Origin of the sequence: Achromobacter sp. UBA4530 (assembly GCF_002388205.1) — a bacterium.
In the GTDB taxonomy this organism is placed as follows: domain Bacteria; phylum Pseudomonadota; class Gammaproteobacteria; order Burkholderiales; family Burkholderiaceae_B; genus Achromobacter; species Achromobacter animicus.
This window is the reverse complement of record NZ_DGMA01000024.1, coordinates 1-17,296: the sequence shown is the minus strand read 5'-3', so window position 1 is coordinate 17,296 and position 17,296 is coordinate 1. Positions and strand designations below refer to the sequence as shown.

The 17,296-nt window shown below is 67.5% G+C and carries 12 protein-coding genes; 9 read left to right on the top strand and 3 right to left on the bottom strand.

Translation table 11 applies throughout. From position 1 onward, the window contains the following. Nucleotides 1–4: 4 nt before the first annotated feature. Nucleotides 5–790 (bottom strand): IclR family transcriptional regulator, encoded by a 786-nt coding sequence (locus tag B2W22_RS16510; RefSeq protein ID WP_286938812.1) that lies wholly within the window; start codon nucleotides 788–790, stop codon nucleotides 5–7. Between the two features lie 226 nt (nucleotides 791–1,016). Here B2W22_RS16510 and uvrA point away from each other — a divergent pair, with 226 nt between their 5' ends. The 6 genes from uvrA (at nucleotide 1,017) to B2W22_RS16480 (ending at nucleotide 12,772) form a co-directional block, all read left to right on the top strand. Further along, nucleotides 1,017–6,812 carry an excinuclease ABC subunit UvrA gene (uvrA, locus tag B2W22_RS16505; protein WP_286938810.1) on the top strand — a complete coding sequence of 1,932 codons (5,796 nt, stop codon included), beginning with the start codon at nucleotides 1,017–1,019 and terminating at the stop codon, nucleotides 6,810–6,812. A 6-nt stretch (nucleotides 6,813–6,818) separates the two neighbouring features. Then, nucleotides 6,819–7,955 carry an aminodeoxychorismate synthase component I gene (locus B2W22_RS16500; RefSeq protein ID WP_286938809.1) on the top strand — a complete coding sequence of 379 codons (1,137 nt, stop codon included), beginning with the start codon at nucleotides 6,819–6,821 and terminating at the stop codon, nucleotides 7,953–7,955. A 104-nt stretch (nucleotides 7,956–8,059) separates the two neighbouring features. Beyond that, nucleotides 8,060–8,692 (top strand): aminotransferase class IV family protein, encoded by a 633-nt coding sequence (locus B2W22_RS16495; protein WP_286938807.1) that lies wholly within the window; start codon nucleotides 8,060–8,062, stop codon nucleotides 8,690–8,692. 92 nt (nucleotides 8,693–8,784) lie between these two features. Beyond that, complete coding sequence (locus B2W22_RS16490) at nucleotides 8,785–9,300, top strand: sigma-70 family RNA polymerase sigma factor (protein ID WP_175123236.1); 516 nt, start codon at nucleotides 8,785–8,787, stop codon at nucleotides 9,298–9,300. Next, entirely contained in the window at nucleotides 9,297–10,277 is a 981-nt protein-coding gene (locus B2W22_RS16485; RefSeq protein ID WP_286938803.1) for a FecR domain-containing protein, read from the top strand. The genes B2W22_RS16490 and B2W22_RS16485 overlap by 4 nt, the downstream gene beginning before the upstream one ends. A gap of 104 nt (nucleotides 10,278–10,381) precedes the next feature. Then, entirely contained in the window at nucleotides 10,382–12,772 is a 2,391-nt protein-coding gene (locus tag B2W22_RS16480; protein ID WP_286938802.1) for a TonB-dependent receptor, read from the top strand. A 10-nt stretch (nucleotides 12,773–12,782) separates the two neighbouring features. On the opposite strand, the gene B2W22_RS16475 is transcribed toward B2W22_RS16480, so the two are convergent. Beyond that, on the bottom strand, nucleotides 12,783–13,685 hold the full coding sequence (locus B2W22_RS16475; protein ID WP_191577759.1) for a LysR family transcriptional regulator: 903 nt from the start codon (nucleotides 13,683–13,685) through the stop codon (nucleotides 12,783–12,785). A gap of 213 nt (nucleotides 13,686–13,898) precedes the next feature. Here B2W22_RS16475 and B2W22_RS16470 point away from each other — a divergent pair, with 213 nt between their 5' ends. The 3 genes from B2W22_RS16470 to B2W22_RS16460 are packed head-to-tail and all read left to right on the top strand — an operon-like array spanning nucleotide 13,899 to nucleotide 15,959. Beyond that, complete coding sequence (locus B2W22_RS16470) at nucleotides 13,899–15,158, top strand: aromatic ring-hydroxylating dioxygenase subunit alpha (protein WP_286938800.1); 1,260 nt, start codon at nucleotides 13,899–13,901, stop codon at nucleotides 15,156–15,158. 1 nt (nucleotide 15,159) lies between these two features. Beyond that, the gene (locus B2W22_RS16465) at nucleotides 15,160–15,633 is read left to right on the top strand and encodes an aromatic-ring-hydroxylating dioxygenase subunit beta (protein WP_175123243.1); all 474 of its coding nucleotides are present in this window, start codon (nucleotides 15,160–15,162) and stop codon (nucleotides 15,631–15,633) included. A gap of 14 nt (nucleotides 15,634–15,647) precedes the next feature. Beyond that, nucleotides 15,648–15,959: a non-heme iron oxygenase ferredoxin subunit gene (locus B2W22_RS16460; RefSeq protein WP_175138836.1), complete on the top strand. Its 312-nt coding sequence runs from the start codon at nucleotides 15,648–15,650 to the stop codon at nucleotides 15,957–15,959. Between the two features lie 91 nt (nucleotides 15,960–16,050). On the opposite strand, the gene B2W22_RS16455 is transcribed toward B2W22_RS16460, so the two are convergent. Beyond that, nucleotides 16,051–16,899: a tRNA threonylcarbamoyladenosine dehydratase gene (locus tag B2W22_RS16455; RefSeq protein ID WP_370647843.1), complete on the bottom strand. Its 849-nt coding sequence runs from the start codon at nucleotides 16,897–16,899 to the stop codon at nucleotides 16,051–16,053. Between the last annotated feature and the right edge of the window lie 397 nt (nucleotides 16,900–17,296).

The following is a 17,296-nucleotide window of genomic DNA, read 5'->3' as shown; positions in this document are numbered from 1 at the left end:
ACGATCAGGCGCCGCCGGACGTTACCGGCAGGACGGCGAGTTTGGCCGCGGCGGCATCACGCAGCCGCAGCAAGGGTTCGATATAGGCGGACTGCGGATCGCCGCGGCGGCGGAACAGCAGCGTGCTGACGCTGACGCCCGCGACGGGACGCCCTGCCCCGTCGCACAGCGCGACGCCGTAGCAGACGATGCCGGGTTCGTTTTCCTCGGTGTCGACAGCGTAGCCTCGCTGAGCCGCCACGCCCAGCGCCTCGCGCAGCGCAGGCAGACTGGTCAGCGTGGCGGGCAACCGGGCCGGCATCGGCAGCGCGTGCAGCAGGCGCTCGCGCGCGGGCTCGTCCAGCGCGGCCAGATAGGCCTTGCCGACGGCACTGGAATGCAGCGCGACGGACGCCCCCACGCGCGACACCATGCGCACGGGGCCGGGGCTTTCCAGTTTGTCGATGTAGATCATCTCGTGGCCCGCGGGCACGGCCAGATGGACGGTTTCGCCAGTCTGGTCGCGCAGCGCCTGCAGTTCGGGCGCCAGCGCGGCGCGCAGATCGAACTGGGACCATGCCTTGCTGGCGAGCGACATCAGGCGCGGCCCCAGGCGATACGCGCCGCTGGATTCTGTGACCATCCCCTGTTCGGCCAGCGCCGCCAGGATGCGGTAGACGGTAGGACGGGGATATCCGCAGTCTCGGGCAAGCATGGCGGCCGTCGGCGGCTGCGGCGCATCGGCCACCGCCTGCAGCACCGCCATGAATTTTCCGAACGCTGCCGCGCCCGCGACCTTGGATTCCTGCACTCATGTCCCCAAATACATGCGATAGCCCAGGCCAGATCCGCAACGCGGCAAGCGCGAATATCAGACGAATCTGCGATACTGTTTATTTGTACAGCTACCGAGGCGGTTTGTCCACAATATGGACATGCGCCTCACAATATAGTCAATTATTCCATATCGACGCGCCCGGAACCAGCGATGGATCGCCGCGCCGGCATGCTCCCTTCGTCAGGCTACGATACCGTCCATGAGCTCCCATATCCGCATCGTTGGCGCCCGCCAGAACAATCTCAAGAACCTGGATCTGACCATCGCCACCGGCGAACTGGTCGTCGTCACCGGGGTGTCGGGGTCCGGTAAAAGTTCGCTGGCCTTCGACACCCTTTATGCCGAGGGCCAACGGCGCTACGTGGAAACGTTCTCGCCCTATGCGCGCCAGTTCCTGGACCGCATGGACAAGCCGCAGGTGGACCGCATCGAGGGCATTCTGCCCGCTATCGCCATCGACCAGACCAATCCGGTGCGCAGCTCGCGCAGCACGGTCGGCACGATGACCGAACTGAACGATCACCTGAAACTGCTGTTCGCGCGCGGCGCCAAGCTCTATTGCCGCGGCTGCGGCAAGCTGGTGCGGCGCGACACGCCGGAATCCGTCTATCACTCGCTGGCCGAGCGCGCTGCCGCCGCGGGCGACCCGCGCCTGGTGGTGACCTTCCCGATCGCCGTGCCGGCCAACTTCACCGAAGACGAAGTGCGCGGCTTCCTTGAGCAGCAGGGCTACACCCGCGTGCACGCCGAGGAAACCGCCGTGCCCCGCGCCGCCGCGCCCGCCAAGGGCGCCAAGAAGGCCAAGGCCACGAAGACCGCCAAGGCCGCCACTGAAGAACGCCGCATCCTGCACGTCATCCAGGATCGCTTCCGCTTCGCCGGCACCGAGCGCGAACGCATCATGGAAGCGCTGGACACGGCGCTGCGCATGGGCGCCGGCCACATCGCCGTCTACGTCATGGACGCCGACGGCGGCAACGCGCATGTCTGGAAGTACAGCGACCGGCTGCACTGCGCCGATTGCGACATCGAATACACCGACCCGCTGCCCAGCAGCTTCTCGTTCAATTCGCCGCTGGGCGCCTGCGAGGCCTGCCGCGGCTTCGGCCGCGTGATCGGCATCGATTTCGGCCTGGTCATCCCCGACGAAAAAAAGACCCTGCTCGAAGGCGCCATCAAGCCGTGGACCACGCCGTCCTACAAGGAATGCCAGGACGACCTGCAAAAGTACGCCCCCCGCGCGGGCGTGCCGCTGGGCGTGCCCTGGAAGGACATGAGCGATGAACACAAGCGCTGGGTGCTGTACGGCACGCCCGACTGGAAGGGCGGCAACGACGCCTGGAAGCACCAGTGGTACGGCGTGCAGCGCTTCTTCGACTGGCTGGAAACCAAGTCGTACAAGATGCACGTGCGCGTGCTGCTGTCCAAGTACCGCAGCTACACGCCCTGCCCCAGCTGCAACGGCGCGCGACTGAAGCCCGACGCCCTGCTCTGGCGCCTGGGCAACAAGGATGAAGCCGACGCCGTGCTGCCGCCCGAAGACGGCCGCTACAAGCGCTTCATGCCGGTCGGCACCACCTGGAGCCGCGAGCAGCTCAACGGTCTGGACGGCCTGTCGCTGCACGACGTGATGCTGCTGCCGATCGAGCGGGTGCGTAAGTTCTTCGACACGCTGTCGTTCTCGGGCGCGCTGGACGCCGCCACCGACCTGCTGATGACCGAAGTGCGCGCGCGCCTGAAATTCCTGTGCGACGTGGGCCTGGGCTACCTGACGCTGGACCGCCAGAGCCGCACGCTGTCGGGCGGCGAGGTCCAGCGGATCAACCTGACCACCGCGCTGGGCACTTCGCTGGTGAACACGCTGTTCGTGCTGGACGAGCCCTCCATCGGCCTGCACCCGCGCGACATGCACCGCGTCGTCGAAGTCATGCACCGCCTGCGCAACGCCGGCAACACGCTGGTGGTCGTGGAACACGATCCGCAGGTCATGGTGGCCGCGGACCGCATCATCGACATCGGCCCCGGTCCCGGCGAACGGGGCGGCCGCATCGTCTTCGACGGCACGCCTGATCAACTGCGCGCCGCGCCCTCGCTGACCGGCGATTATCTCGGCGGCCGCCTGCGTGTGGAAGCGCCGCGTCCGATGCCGGTGGCGGCCAACACGCCGCGCCTGCTGCTGGAAGGCGTCAATGCGCACAACCTGAAGAACGTCTCGGTCGAGCTGCCGCTGGGCCGCCTGGTCTGCGTGACGGGCGTGTCCGGTTCGGGCAAATCCACGCTGGTGCAGGACGTGCTCTACCCCGCGCTGCTCAAGCAGAAGGGCAAGCCGTCGGAAGCGCCGGGCGCCTTCGACCGTCTGCTCGGCGCCGAGCAGATCGCCGACGTCGTCATGGTGGACCAGACCCCCATCGGCAAGACCGCGCGCTCCAACCCGGCCAGCTACGTCGGCGCGTTCGACGCGATCCGCAAGCTGTTTGCCCAGGCCCCGCTGGCGCGTGAGCGCGCCTACACGGCGGGCACATTCAGCTTCAACGGCGGCGACGGCCGCTGCCCGACCTGCGGCGGCACCGGCTTCGAACACGTCGAAATGCAGTTCCTGTCCGACGTGTACCTGCGCTGCCCCGATTGCGACGGCAAGCGCTTCCGCCCCGAAGTCCTGGAAGTGCGCGTCGAACACCTGGGCAAGAGCGCCTCGATCGACGAGGTACTGGAAATGACGGTCAGCGAGGCCCTGGACTTCTTCAAGGGCCTGCGCGACGTGCAGACCGGTCTTGCGCCGCTGGCCGACGTGGGCCTGGAATACGTGCGGCTGGGGCAACCGGTGCCGACCCTGTCGGGCGGCGAGGCGCAGCGCCTGAAACTGGCGGGCCATCTGGCTGAGGCCGCGCGCAGCGGCATCTCCACCGCCAAGGTCGCCAAGAAGGGCAGCCTGTTCCTGTTCGACGAACCCACCACCGGCCTGCACTTCGACGACGTCGCGCGCCTGATGCGCGCGTTCCGCAAGCTGCTGGCCGCCGGCCACACGCTGCTGGTCATCGAACACAACCTGGACGTGATCCGCGCCGCGGATTGGCTGATCGACCTGGGTCCCGAAGGCGGCGACGCCGGCGGCCTGGTGCTCGGCACCGGCACGCCGCAGGATCTGATGGACAACCCCAAGTCGCACACAGGCGCCGCCCTGCGCGACTATGAAGTCTGCATCCTGCCTGTCGATACCGTCGCAGGCGGCAAGGCCGACGTCATCGTCAGCAGCGATGCCGACGCGCAGGAGGCCGAACAGGCCGGCCTGACCGCGCGCATCGCCGAGCCGCAGGCCGAGTACGGCGCGGGCGAGGGCACGCCGCTGCAATCCCTGGTGCGCGAACGCCGCCAGGGCAGCATGGCCATCGAGATCCGCAACGCGCGCGAACACAACCTGAAGAACATCAGCGTCGAGATCCCCCACGACAAGTTCACCGTCATCACGGGCGTGTCGGGGTCGGGCAAGTCCACGCTGGCCTTCGACATCCTGTTCAACGAGGGCCAGCGCCGTTATCTGGAATCGCTGAACGCCTACGCGCGCGCCATCGTGCAGCCGGCCGGCAAGCCGGACGTGGACGCCATCTTCGGCATCCCGCCCACCGTGGCGATCGAACAGCGCACCAGCCGCGGCGGCCGCAAGTCCACCGTGGCCACGATGACGGAAATCCATCACTTCCTGCGGTTGCTGTACGTGAAACTGGGCACGCAATACTGCCCGGACTGCAATGTCGCGGTTGAACCCCAGAACACGGACCAGATCGTGGCGCGCCTGTTGCGCGAGCACAAGGGCGAGCACATCGGCCTGCTGGCGCCGCTGGTCACCGCACGCAAGGGCTATTACACGGATCTGGCCAAGTGGGCGGGCTCAAAGGGCCATTCCCATCTGCGCGTTGACGGCGAATTCATTCCCGTGGCGCCGTGGCCGCGCCTGGACCGCTACAAGGAACACACCATCGAACTGCCGGTGGCAGACGTGGTGGTGGACCCGGCCAACGAGGCCGACCTGCGCGCCGCCGTCAAGAGCGCGCTGGAAAACGGCCAGGGCGTGATGTCGGTCGTGTGGCCCGTCAACAAGCTGCACGAGGCGCTGAACAGCGAACTGCAGCAGCAGCATTTCTCGGTCAAGCGCGCGTGCCCGTCCTGCGGCACCAGCTTCCCCGAACCCGATCCGCGCCTGTTCTCGTACAACTCCAAGCACGGCTGGTGCACGGGCTGCTACGGCACGGGCCTGCAATTGCAGGGCTTTGACGAAGAGCAGACCGGCGAGGAAACTGCCTGGAACGCGTGGTACGAAGGCGAGGCCAAGACCTGCACGCAATGCGATGGCCAGCGGCTGAACCGCGTGGCGCGCGCCGTGCGCTGGCGCGACAAGTCGATTGCCGAACTGGCCTCGCTGCCGGTGTCGGACGCACACACCTTCTTTACCGGACTGGTGGCGCGCGGCCGCGAAGGCGAAATTGCCCGCGACATCCTGGCCGAGATCCGCGGCCGCCTGAACTTCATGCAGGAAGTGGGCCTGAACTACCTGGCGCTGGACCGCGCCGCGCCCACGCTGTCCGGCGGCGAGGCGCAGCGCATCCGGCTGGCCGCGCAACTGGGCTCCAACCTGCAGGGCGTCTGCTACGTGCTGGACGAACCCACCATCGGCCTGCACCCGCGCGACAACCGCATCCTGCTGGACGCGCTGGCGCGGCTGGAAGGCAACGGCAACACGCTGGTGGTGGTCGAGCACGACGACGACACCATTCGCCGCGCCTCGCACGTCATCGACATCGGGCCGGGCGCGGGCATCCGCGGCGGCCGCGTCGTGGCGCAAGGCACGGTGCAGGACGTGATCGACGCGCCCGAATCCGTGACCGGCCGCTACCTGAAGACGCCGTTGGCGCATCCGCTGCAGGGCCGCCGTCCCGTCGAGGCCGACACGCCCATGATCGAGATCCGCGGCGCACGCCTGCACAACCTGCGCAGCGTGGACGCGCGCATTCCGGTGGGCCGCCTGAGCGTGGTGACCGGGGTGTCCGGCTCCGGCAAATCGACCTTGGCGCGCGAAGTGCTGCTGGACAACCTGACGCAGGCCGTCTCGCAAGGCAAGGCGCCGGGCTGGGCGGGCTGCGAAAGCATCACGGGCTGGGAAGCCATCGACCGCGTGCTGGAAGTGGACCAGACGCCCATCGGCAAGACGCCGCGCTCGTGCCCGGCCACCTACGTGGGCTTCTGGGACGACGTGCGCAAACAGTTCGCCGACACCCGCGAGGCCCGCATGCGCGGCTGGACCGCGGCGCGCTTCTCGTTCAATACCGGCGATGGCCGCTGCCCGATCTGCGAAGGCCAGGGCATGCGCACCATCGAGATGAACTTCCTGCCCGACGTGAAGGTACCGTGCGACGCGTGCAACGGCGCGCGCTTCAACAACGACACGCTCAGCGTGCAGATGCGCGGCAAGAACGCCGGCGAACTGCTGTCCATGGAAGTGGACGACGCCATCGGCTACTTCGCCGCCCATCCCAAGATCCATCGTCCGCTGCAACTGATGCAGGACGTGGGGCTGGGATACCTGACGCTGGGCCAGCCGTCGCCGACGCTGTCGGGCGGCGAGGCGCAGCGCATCAAGCTCGTGACCGAGCTGTCCAAGGCCCGCCTGACCGACGGCCTGATCAAGACCGGCCGCGCCTCGCGCATCCCGCACACGCTGTACGTGCTGGACGAGCCCACGGTGGGGCTGTCGATGGCCGACGTCGAAAAGCTGATCCACGTGCTGCACCGCCTGGTCGAAGCCGGCAACACGGTCGTGGTCATCGAACACAACCTGGACGTCATCGCCGAAGCCGACTGGCTGCTGGACCTGGGTCCCGAAGGTGGCACGGGCGGCGGGCAACTGGTGGGCGAAGGCTCGCCCGAGCACGTGATGACGCTGGCCGACCATTCCCACACCGGCCGGGTCCTGACGGAGTTCCTTGCGCAACAACAGCGGTAACGCACCATGGATTGCCGTTTTGAAGACCGGCTTGCCGGTCGCGCGCTGCGCCTCGACGGGTTTTGCGACCGGATCGAAGCGCGCGCCGCGGCCGAGGTCGCCCCGGCGCTGGCCGCCATCGACGCCGCGCAGCGCGAAGGCCGCTGGATTGCCCTGCTGCTGGACTACGAGCTGGGCGAATGGCTGCTGCCCGAGGCCACCCGGCCCGCGCCGGCCGGGCCGTGGACGCCGCCGCGCGACGACGGGCGCCCCCGTCTGACCGCGCTGGTGTTCGACCGCAAGATCGACGAAGCGCCGTGGGACGCGCCGGATGCCGACGCGCCCACGGCGTCCATCAGCCTGCCCGCACCGCGCATGACCGAGCCCGCCTACGTGCGCCAGATCGACGCCATTCGCGGCCTGATCCGGGAAGGCGAGCTGTATCAGGTCAATTTCACGCAGCCGCTCGACGTCGGCTTCCAGGGCGATCCGGCCACGCTGTACCGCCGCATCGCAGCGCGCAATCCGGTCGCGCACGCAGCCTACATCCAGGACGGGGATCGCACGGTGCTGTCGTTTTCGCCCGAACTGTTCGTGCGGCGCGAGGGCGCCCGGCTGACGACCCGGCCCATGAAAGGCACCGCACCGCGCCATGCCGACCCGGCCGAGGACGAACGCCTGGGCCGGGAATTGCTGGCCAGCGACAAGAACCGCGCCGAGAACCTGATGATCGTGGACCTGCTGCGCAACGACCTCGGACGGCTGGCCGAGCCGGGTTCGGTGAAGGTCGACGCGCTGTTTTCGTTGGAGCGATACCCCACGGTCTGGACCATGACGTCCACCGTGTCGGCCACCGCGCCGCACGCCACGCTGTCGGACGTGCTGCATGCCCTCTTTCCCTGCGGGTCGATCACCGGCGCGCCGAAAGTCGCGGCCATGCGCCGCATCCGCCAGATGGAAACCGCCCCGCGCGGCCTGTATTGCGGCAGCATCGGCTGGCTGGCCCCGGATGGCGACTTCTCGCTCAACGTCGCGATCCGCACGCTGGTCCTGGACCAGCAGGGCCACGGCGTCTACAGCGTGGGCGGCGGCATCGTCTACGATTCGGACCCGGCCAGCGAATGGCAGGAATGCCACTGGAAGGCCCGCATCCTGCGCGCCTGACGGCGCAAACCCCACGGCCGGTAGTAGCATAGAGCGCGGCCCGCGCAGCCCGGCCTGGCGCGGCCCCACTCAGCCGGCCCCGCGCCTTATTTCAGGAGAGTCCCATGCAACCTGAATTGATCGAGACCATCCTGGTTGAAGCCTCGGGCAACGTGCCGCTGCTGGCGCGCCACCTCCACCGCCTCGAAGCGTCATGCAAGGCGCTGGGCTATGTCTGGGGCGGCCGCGATGTCGAAGGCGACATCCTCGTCGCCGTCATGTCCCTGGGCTCCGCCGGCCCCCACCGCCTGCGCCTCCTGGTCGCGCGCGACGGCAGCCGCCACATCCAGACCGCCGTGCTGCCGCCCCTGCCCGCCCACCAGGAAGTCATGCTGGCGCCCGAGGCGCTGCGCTCCTCCGAACCGCTGCTGCGCTACAAGACCACGCACCGCCCCTGGTACACCAAGACGATCGAATGGCTGCCTTCGCATCCGCACATCTTCGATCTGGTCTATCTGAACGAACGCGGCGAACTCTGCGAAGGCAGCCGCAGCAACGTATACCTGCGCCTGGGCGACGTCTGGTACACCCCGCCCGTGGACAGCGGCTGCCTGCCGGGCGTGCAGCGCGCGCAACTGCTCGACGCGGGCAAGGCGAAGGAACGCGTCCTGACGCTGGCGGACCTGCATGCTGCCGACGAAATCCGATTGTCGAATGCGCTGCGCGGATGGTTCACGGTGACATTCCGCGACGCCTGACATCTGCTCGGGGCGAACGCGCATTGCAAAAGCCGCGCCGCTGAAGAATAATTGCGACTGATTCTTATTGGCATCATGTCAGCGGCTTCATCGTGTCTTCCTCCCGCCCCGGGGCGCCCGCCTGCATCGAATCCCTGTATTGCGACCACCACGGCTGGCTGCAGGAATGGTTGCGGCGCCGCCTGGGCAACACCTTCGACGCCGCCGACATCGCACACGACACGTTCGTGCGCCTGTTCCGCAACCAGGAACCCATCTGCGAACCGCGCGCGTTCCTGACCACCATTGCCCGCGGCCTGGTCATCAACCATTGGCGGCGGCAGGATCTGGAACGCGCCTACCGCGACACGCTGGCCACCGTCGCCGACACCCTCCATCCCTCGCCCGAAGACCGCGCCCTGCTGATGGACGCGCTGTCCGAACTGGACGCGCTGTTGAACCAGCTCAATCCCAAGGCCCGCACGGCCTTTCTGCTGGCGCACCTGGAGGGCCTGGGCTACGTCGAGATCGCCGCGCGCCTGGCGGTGTCCGAACGCATGGTCAAGAAGTACATGGCGCAGGCGATGCTGCACTGCCTGACTTCCAGCCTGGCGGCCACCGCACCATGACGCCCGCACCCAGCGCGCCCAGCTTCAAGGTGCTGCAGGAGGCCGCCGAGTGGTTCGCCGTGCTGCGCGCCCCCGCGGTGCCGCCCGGCGAGCGCCAGCGCTGGCGCCAGTGGCATGACGCCGATCCCATGCATCAGGCCGCCTGGCACCGCGTGGAGGCCATCAGCGGCAAGTTCGACGACCTGCCGAGCGTGGACAAGCCCACCGCGCATCGCATGCTGGACGCCGCCGCGGCAAAACGCTCGCAGCGCCGCAGCGCCCTGAAGATGCTGACGGCGCTCTGCGGCACCGGCCTGGGCGTCTGGGCCGCATCCCAGACCACGCCTTGGCGCGCCTGGACCGCCGCCCATCACACCAGCGTGGGCGAACGCCGCCAGATCCAGTTGGCCGACGGCGGCACCTTGTGGCTCAACACCGGCAGCGCGGTCGACGTGGACTACGGACCGCAGTTGCGCCGCGTGGTGCTGGTGGCCGGAGAGATCCTGGTCAGCACCGCGCCGGACACGCAGTCCCCCGCGCGGCCCTTCGTGGTCGACACCGCCGAGGCGCGGCTGCGCGCGCTCGGCACGCGCTACGCGGTCTACCAGGAGGACGACGCCAGCCGGGTCGCCGTCTTCGAGGGCGCGGTGGAAGTGCGCCCCAAAGCCGCCGGCGCCGCGACCCTGATCGTGCACGCCGGCCAGCAGTCCCGCGTCACCCGGGCGGCCGCCGCGCCCCCCGAGCCCGCCGAACCGGCGCGCGAATCCTGGTCGCGCGGGCTGCTGATCGCCGAGAACATGCGCCTGGCGGACTTCATCGCCGAGCTGTCCCGCTACCGGCGCGGCTATCTGGCCTGTGCCCCCGAGGTGGCCGACCTGCGCATCGTGGGCGCCTATGCGCTGCCCGACACGGACCGGGTGCTGAGCGCGCTGGCCGCCACGCTGCCCGTGCGCATCCAGGCGCCCATGCCGTGGTGGGTGACGGTGGTGCCGCGCTGACGCCACGCGGCGCAAAAAAATTTCAGGACCGAGGTTCCCTTTTCGGATGCCACGTTTGGCATACGGGGTGAAGACCCTCTTCTTTCCCCCACGAAAGGCTTTCCATGCACTCCTCGTCCCTTACCCGCCGCACCGCGCTGTCGCTGGCGATTTCCGCGGCCCTCCTGGGCATTGCCGTCTCCGCGACCTCGCCCGTGCACGCGCAGTCCGCGCCGGCCGCCTCGGCCAGCCGCGACTTCGACATCGCGCCCGGCGCGCTGAGCCGCGTCATCACCCAGTTCGCGGCCCAGGCCGGCATCCAGGTGTCGGTCGACGCCGCCATGACCGCCGGCCGCAACAGCCCCGGCCTGCGCGGCCGCCATTCCGTGGCGGGTGGATTCGGCGCCCTGCTGGTCGGCACCGGCCTCGAGGCAGTCCACCGCGGCGGCGGCGAGTACACCCTGCGCCCCAGCCCCTCGGCACCGGGCGTAGTGACGCTGCCCGGCGTCACGGTGACCGGCTCCACCAACGCCGCCCTGCAGCAGGACGGCTTGGCCAGCGACGGCTACCGCGCCTCGCTCGTGCAGTCGGTCGGCGCCCTGGGCGGCATGGACCTGCAGCGCGCGCCCTTCGCCATCAACGTCGTGCCGCGCGAACTGCTGCAGAACGTGCAGGCGCAGTCACCCGACGACGTCTACAAGATCAGCCCATCCGCCATGACGCAGACGCCCCAGATCAGCGGCTGGGCGCCCATGGTGAAGATCCGAGGGTTCAACAGCTACGATCGCGCCGAAGAAGGCCTGCGCCGCTCCTTCGGCTTTGCGGCATCCATCGAAGACAAGGAACGGGTCGAAATCCTGAGCGGGCTGTCGGGCTTCCTGTTCGGCGCGGCCTCGCCCGGCGGGATGGTGAACTACGTCTACAAGCGCCCCACGCAGGAGCGCCTGAACAGCGTCACGGTCGGCAACTACGGCGGCGGCCAGTATTACGTGCACGGCGACTTCGGCGGCCCGGTCGACAGCAATGGCAAGGTCGGCTACCGCGTCAACCTGGTGCGCCAGGACGGCGACACCGCCGTCGACGATCAGAAGATCGACCGCAGCCTGGCCAGCGCCGCGTTCGACTTCAACGTCACCGACCGCTTCAAGCTGGAGCTGGGCGCGTCTTACGGCGACTACAAGATGGACGCGCCCAACTCCTACTGGTTCTTCCGCGACGGCGTGTCCCGCCCCACGCTGGACACGAAGAAGAACTGGAGCCAGCCGTGGGTCCGCGACGAAACCGAAACGCGCAAGTGGATGGCCCGGGCCACGTATGAGGCCAGCGACCACCTGACGCTGCGCGTGGCCCACCTGCGCGAATACCAGGACCGGCCGGTGCAATACCACACGATGAATTCCGTGCGCTCCGCCGGCGAATACTTCCAGCTGCGCCAGAAGGTCGGCCCCACGCGCACGGAATCCGAGGCATGGCAGGCGCTGGCCGACATCTCGTTCGCCACGGGCCCGGTCGATCACAAGATCACGATGGGGTACTACGGCTACACCGACCGGCAATGGCAGAACACGTGGTTCCCCAGCACCGGCTACCAGGGCCCGTACAGCCTGGATTCGCCCACGCACGTGCCGGAACCGGACTGGGCCACGACGCCGGCCAAGTCGATGTACTTCTCCAGCCGCATCCGCAACGACAACTTCATGATCGGCGATCTGGTGCGCTTGAACGATCAATGGTCCGCGCTGGTCGGCATCAACCGCAGCACCATCCAGACGACCGACCGCAACGCCGACGGCAGCCTCAGCCAGCCCGACTATGACCGCGGCAGGAACTCGCCCAACGCGTCGCTGATCTTCACGCCCGTGCCGTGGATGACGGCGTACGCCACCTACATCGAAGGTCTGGAACAAGGCGGCGTGGCGCCCGAAGACGCCGCGAACGCGCTGCAGGTCATGGCGCCTATGCGCAGCAAGCAGAAGGAATTGGGCCTGAAGGCCGAGGTCGGCGGCGTGCTCGTGAGCGGCGCGCTGTTCGACATCGAGAAGGCCTACGAATACACCAACGATTCCAACGTCTACGGCCAGGACGGCGTGCAGCGCCACCGCGGCGCGGAGGTCTCGGCCATCGGGAAGGTCACGCCCGCATGGACGGTCGTGGGCGGCGCCACCTGGCTGCATGCCCGCGTCGAAGGCGGCGCCAACGACGGCAAGGATCCCTTGAACGTGCCCAAGTTCATGGCCAAGCTCTACTCCGAATACGCCCTGCCCTTCGCGCCCGGCCTCAGCGTCACGGGCGGCGTCTACCACGTCGGCAAGCAGTGGTCGTCCGCCACCAACGTCAGCCGCCTGCCGTCCTACACCACGTTCGACGTCGGCCTGCGCTATGCGGCCCAGGTCTCCGGGCGGCCGCTCACGCTGCGCCTGAACGTCAACAACGTCACCGGCCGGGACTACTGGCTCAACAGCTACTACCTCGGCAGTCCACGCAGCGTCGCGCTGTCGGCGCAGATGCAGTTCTGAAGACGCGGACTCAATCCGCAAACACGTCCACCACCACCTGCCGGAGCCACTGGTTGGCGGCTTCGCGGTGGTTGCGGGCGTGCCAGAACACGTTGATGACGGACTCCGGAATCTTCACCGGACAGGGCGCGGCGGCCAGACCGAACGGGCCGCACGCGCAGTCGGCAAAGCGCTGCGGCACCACCGCGATCATGTCGGTAGCCTGCAGCACCGGGCCCACCGCCATGAAGTGCGGCACCGTCAGCCGCAGCCGGCGGCGGATGCCCGCGCGCGCAATCACCTCGTCCACCACGCCGTGGCCCGTGCCCTCGGACACGATCGCCACATGCTCGGCCGCGCGAAACTGCCGGGCCGACACGCCCGATCGCGCCAGCGGATGGTCCTGCCGGAAGATGCACACATAGGGCTGGCGAAACAGCCGGCGTTGAAAGAACCCGCCCTTCAGCCCGGGCAGAAAGCCCATGGCCAGATCCATGCGGCCCCGCTCCATTTCGTCTCGCACGTCGATCGACGTCGTGCGCACCGTGCGGATGGTCACGCCCGGCGCCACCTGATCCAGCGCCCGCATCAGACGCGGCAGAAAGTACGTCTCGCCCACGTCGTTCACCCCGATCACAAACGAACGCTCGCTGCGCGCGGGATCGAATGCCACCCGCGCGTTCAGCGTCCCTTGCAGCGCGGCAAGCGCATCGGCAATCGGCTGGGCCAGGCTCTCGGCATACGGCGTCGGCACCATGCCGCGGGAGGTCCGCAGGAACAATTCGTCGCCCAGCAGCTTGCGCAACCGGCTCAGCGCATTGCTGACGCCCGGCTGCGAAATCCCCAGACTTTCCGCCGCCGCCGACACCCGGCCATGCTTGTGCAATTCATTGAAGACGACGAGCAGATTCAGATCCACGTCTTTCAGGTTCATGCGGCTGTCTCCACCAATATTGATTCTGGTGATTTATGTAATAAGCCAGATTCTATTTATTAATTTGGCGCCCTGCCCGAAGATGCAAAAAAACCGCCTGCGCCCAAGCCGCGCAAGGCGCTGCCCGGCCGCCACGCGGCCAGCTGAAAAATGGAGACAAATCATGCGCGTCCGCACGCATCGCATCGCCACGTCCTGTCGCAGGGGCTGTCCATGAACGCCCCCGAACACCCCGTCCAATTCGTCCCGCCCTGGCAAGGCGACGGTTCTCATCGCATTCCGTTCGGCGTCTACACCGACGCCGCGCTGCACCAGCGCGAACTGGAGCGCTTCTTCTACCGCGGCCACTGGAGCTACGTGGGCCTCACGGCCGAAATCCCGAATCCCGGCGACTTCAAACGCACTGTCGTGGGCGAGCGGTCCGTCATCCTGCTGCGCGACAACGACGGCGAAGTGCGCGTCGTGGAAAACGTCTGCGCCCATCGCGGCGTGCAGTTCTGCCGCGAACGCGCCGGCAACCGCACCGAGTTCGTCTGTCCGTACCACCAATGGAACTACGACCTGCAGGGCAACCTGATCGGCGTGCCCTTCCGCCGCGGCGTCAAGCAGGACGGCAAGATCAACGGCGGCATGCCGCCCGACTTCAAGCCCGAAGAACACGGCCTGACGAAACTTGCGGTCGCCTGCCGCAACGGCGTCGTCTTCGCGTCCTTCGACCACGACGTCGAACCGCTGGAAGACTATCTGGGCCCCGACATCGCGCATTACTTCGACCGCGTCTTCGACGGCCGCGAACTGGTGATCCACGGCTACAGCCGCCAGCGCATTCCCGGCAACTGGAAGCTGATGCAGGAGAACATCAAAGACCCCTATCACCCCGGCCTCCTGCACACCTGGTTCGTCACCTTCGGCCTATGGCGCGCGGACAACCGGTCCGAACTGAAGATGGACCGCCATTTCCGCCACGCCGCCATGATCTCCACGCGCGGCCAAGGTGGCAAAAGCACCGTCACCAGCGGCGTGTCCAGCTTCAAGGAACAGATGTCGCTGAACGACGACCGCTTTCTGGACATCGTGCAGGAACCCTGGTGGAACGGCCCCACCGCCGTGCTCATGACGCTGTTCCCCAGCGTCATCATCCAGCAGCAGGTGAATTCGCTGTCCACCCGTCACATCCAGCCCGTCGGCCACGACGCCTTTGACTTCGTCTGGACCCATTTCGGCTTTGCCGACGACACCCCCGAAATGACCCAGCGCCGCCTGCGCCAGGCCAACCTCTTCGGCCCCGCCGGCTTCGTGTCCGCCGACGACGGCGAAGTCATCGAATTCTCGCAATCCGGCTTTGAACAAAAGCCCTGGCACCGCACCGTCGCCGAACTGGGCGGCAAGACCGCCGAAAACACCGACCACATGGTCACCGAAACGCTGATACGCGGCATGTACGCGTACTGGCGCCGCGTGATGGAGGCGTGACATGCTGGACTTTCCGCGCTACTACCAACTCACCCGCCTGTACACCGACTACGCCGCCGCCCTGGACGCCGGCGAATGGGAAAAGTGGCCCGACTTCTTCACGGAAGACTGCATCTACAAAGTGCTGCCGCGCGAAAACTACGAACGCGGATTTCCGCTGGCGACCATGGCGTTCGAGAGCCGCGGCATGCTGAAGGACCGCATCTACGGCGCCACCGAAACCATCTTCCACGACCCCTATTACCAGCGCCACGTCGTCGGCGCCCCGCGCGTGCTGCTGGCGCAGGACGACCGAATCGAGTCCGAAGCCAACTACGCCATCTTCCGCACCAAGCCCAGCCAGCTCACCACCGTCTTCAACGTAGGCCGCTACCTCGACGTGATCCGCCAGACCCCCGACGGTCTCAAATTCGAATCGCGGCTGTGCATCTTCGACAGCGAGCTGATCCCCAACTCGCTGATCTATCCCATCTGACCCGGAGACGAACAATGACTGTGCAATGGACAAAGGCGATTGAACGCGATGAAGTCCCCGAAGAAGACGTCATCGCCGTAGAGGCAGGCGGAAAAGAAATCGCGCTATACGGCGTCGAAGGCCAGGTCTACGCCACCGACAACCTTTGTACGCACGGCAATGCCAGGCTGTGCGACGGCTTCCTGACCGGCCACGAAATCGAATGCCCGCTGCACCAGGGCCGCTTCGACGTGCGCGACGGCCGCGCCCTGTGCTCGCCACTGCGGGAGAACATCGCGACCTATCCCGTGCGTATTGAGGATGGCGTCGTGTTCGTGGCGCTTTGATTTACGGGCGCTGGGCGCGGCGACCACAAGACGCCAGTCCGTTGACGCACCGCAGCGCTCAGAAATTGAGGCGCCGCCGCCCCGGCGGCCCTCAAACCGCCAGCCGCAACGCCTCGTTCGCCGCCGCCATGCCCATGGCAGCCGTCACGGTAACCACCGACCCATAGCCCGCGCACGACAAACCTTGCGGCGCCAGCGTCATCCCCGACGCGCCCATGTCGTCCTCGCCCTCGACCGGCCGGGTCCACGCATCCGGCAAGATCGCAGGCTGGTCAAACCACAACGCATGCACGCCCATCTTCGGCACCCGCTTGAGCGCCTTGCCGTTCTTGTCCGACGCCCGCGGAAACCCATGCTCTCGCCGCAGCTTGTTGCGCAGCTTGGACAGCAGCGCATCATTGACCGCCCCCGACAGATCCCCCGCCCGCAACGCCAACGGATCCGTCTTCCCGCCCGCGCCGCCACACAGCAGCATCGGCACGCCCAGCTTGCGCGCGTGGAGAATCATCGCGATCTTCGCGGCCGCCTGATCGGTGCAGTCGATGATGACCGTATAAGGCCCCGGCAACACCTCACCCACGTTCTCCGGCGAGACAAAGTCATCCACCCGCGTGATCCGGCATTCCGGATTGATCGCCAGCACCCGCTCAGCCATCGCATCCACCTTCGACTGCCCCAGCGTCGAACTCAACGCATGGATCTGCCGATTGACGTTGGACTCGGCAATGTGATCCAGATCGATCAACGTCAACGCCCCCACCCCACACCGCGCCAGCGCTTCGACGGTCCACGAGCCAACCCCGCCCAGGCCGGCGACGGCAACGTGGGCATTGCGGATGCGGGAGGGCGCGTCAGGACCATAGAGGCGCGACAGCGCGCCGAAACGACGGTCGAGATCGGCGGGTTCGGGAATGAGTTCGGGCGAGTTCATGGAGCGCATTTTATGGCAGCGGCCGCCAACCCATCCGCCCAAGTCACGCGGACAAGGTGTCTGACACCCTGCGGAGACTGCAGTCATGCCGCGGATGTGCCCCAAGGGTGTCAGACACCGGCGCACTTTTCGCCACCCGTCCAGATCCCCGAGGGACCCACGGACAGGGTGTCAGACACCGGAGGCAACGCGCCGCCGCCCACCGCAAGCGCGAAGCGTCATCCCCGGACGCAATACACCGCGTAAGCGCCCGGAGGCCGCCCGCGCGGCCAACCGGGCGCGGGCCCCGCAAGCTGCTTCAAACATGCGCAAACGCAGGCAAGAACCTAAAAAAAACTCAGCCCGCCCCAGCGATCGGCAAGTTCAAACCACCCGAGCCCGGCGTGGCGTCGGCCTGGGGCGCGCG

Bases quoted from the DNA above. Each gene is read 5' to 3' on its own strand.
- B2W22_RS16495 (WP_286938807.1), top strand. From the start codon at position 8,060: ATGCAACCTGAATTGATCGAGACCATCCTGGTTGAAGCCTCGGGCAAC.
- B2W22_RS16465 (WP_175123243.1), top strand. From the start codon at position 15,160: ATGCTGGACTTTCCGCGCTACTACCAACTCACCCGCCTGTACACCGAC.
- uvrA (WP_286938810.1), top strand. From the start codon at position 1,017: ATGAGCTCCCATATCCGCATCGTTGGCGCCCGCCAGAACAATCTCAAG.
- B2W22_RS16460 (WP_175138836.1), top strand. From the start codon at position 15,648: ATGACTGTGCAATGGACAAAGGCGATTGAACGCGATGAAGTCCCCGAA.
- B2W22_RS16470 (WP_286938800.1), top strand. From the start codon at position 13,899: ATGAACGCCCCCGAACACCCCGTCCAATTCGTCCCGCCCTGGCAAGGC.
- B2W22_RS16480 (WP_286938802.1), top strand. From the start codon at position 10,382: ATGCACTCCTCGTCCCTTACCCGCCGCACCGCGCTGTCGCTGGCGATT.
- B2W22_RS16500 (WP_286938809.1), top strand. From the start codon at position 6,819: ATGGATTGCCGTTTTGAAGACCGGCTTGCCGGTCGCGCGCTGCGCCTC.
- B2W22_RS16475 (WP_191577759.1), bottom strand. From the start codon at position 13,685: ATGAACCTGAAAGACGTGGATCTGAATCTGCTCGTCGTCTTCAATGAA.
- B2W22_RS16485 (WP_286938803.1), top strand. From the start codon at position 9,297: ATGACGCCCGCACCCAGCGCGCCCAGCTTCAAGGTGCTGCAGGAGGCC.
- B2W22_RS16455 (WP_370647843.1), bottom strand. From the start codon at position 16,899: ATGCGCTCCATGAACTCGCCCGAACTCATTCCCGAACCCGCCGATCTC.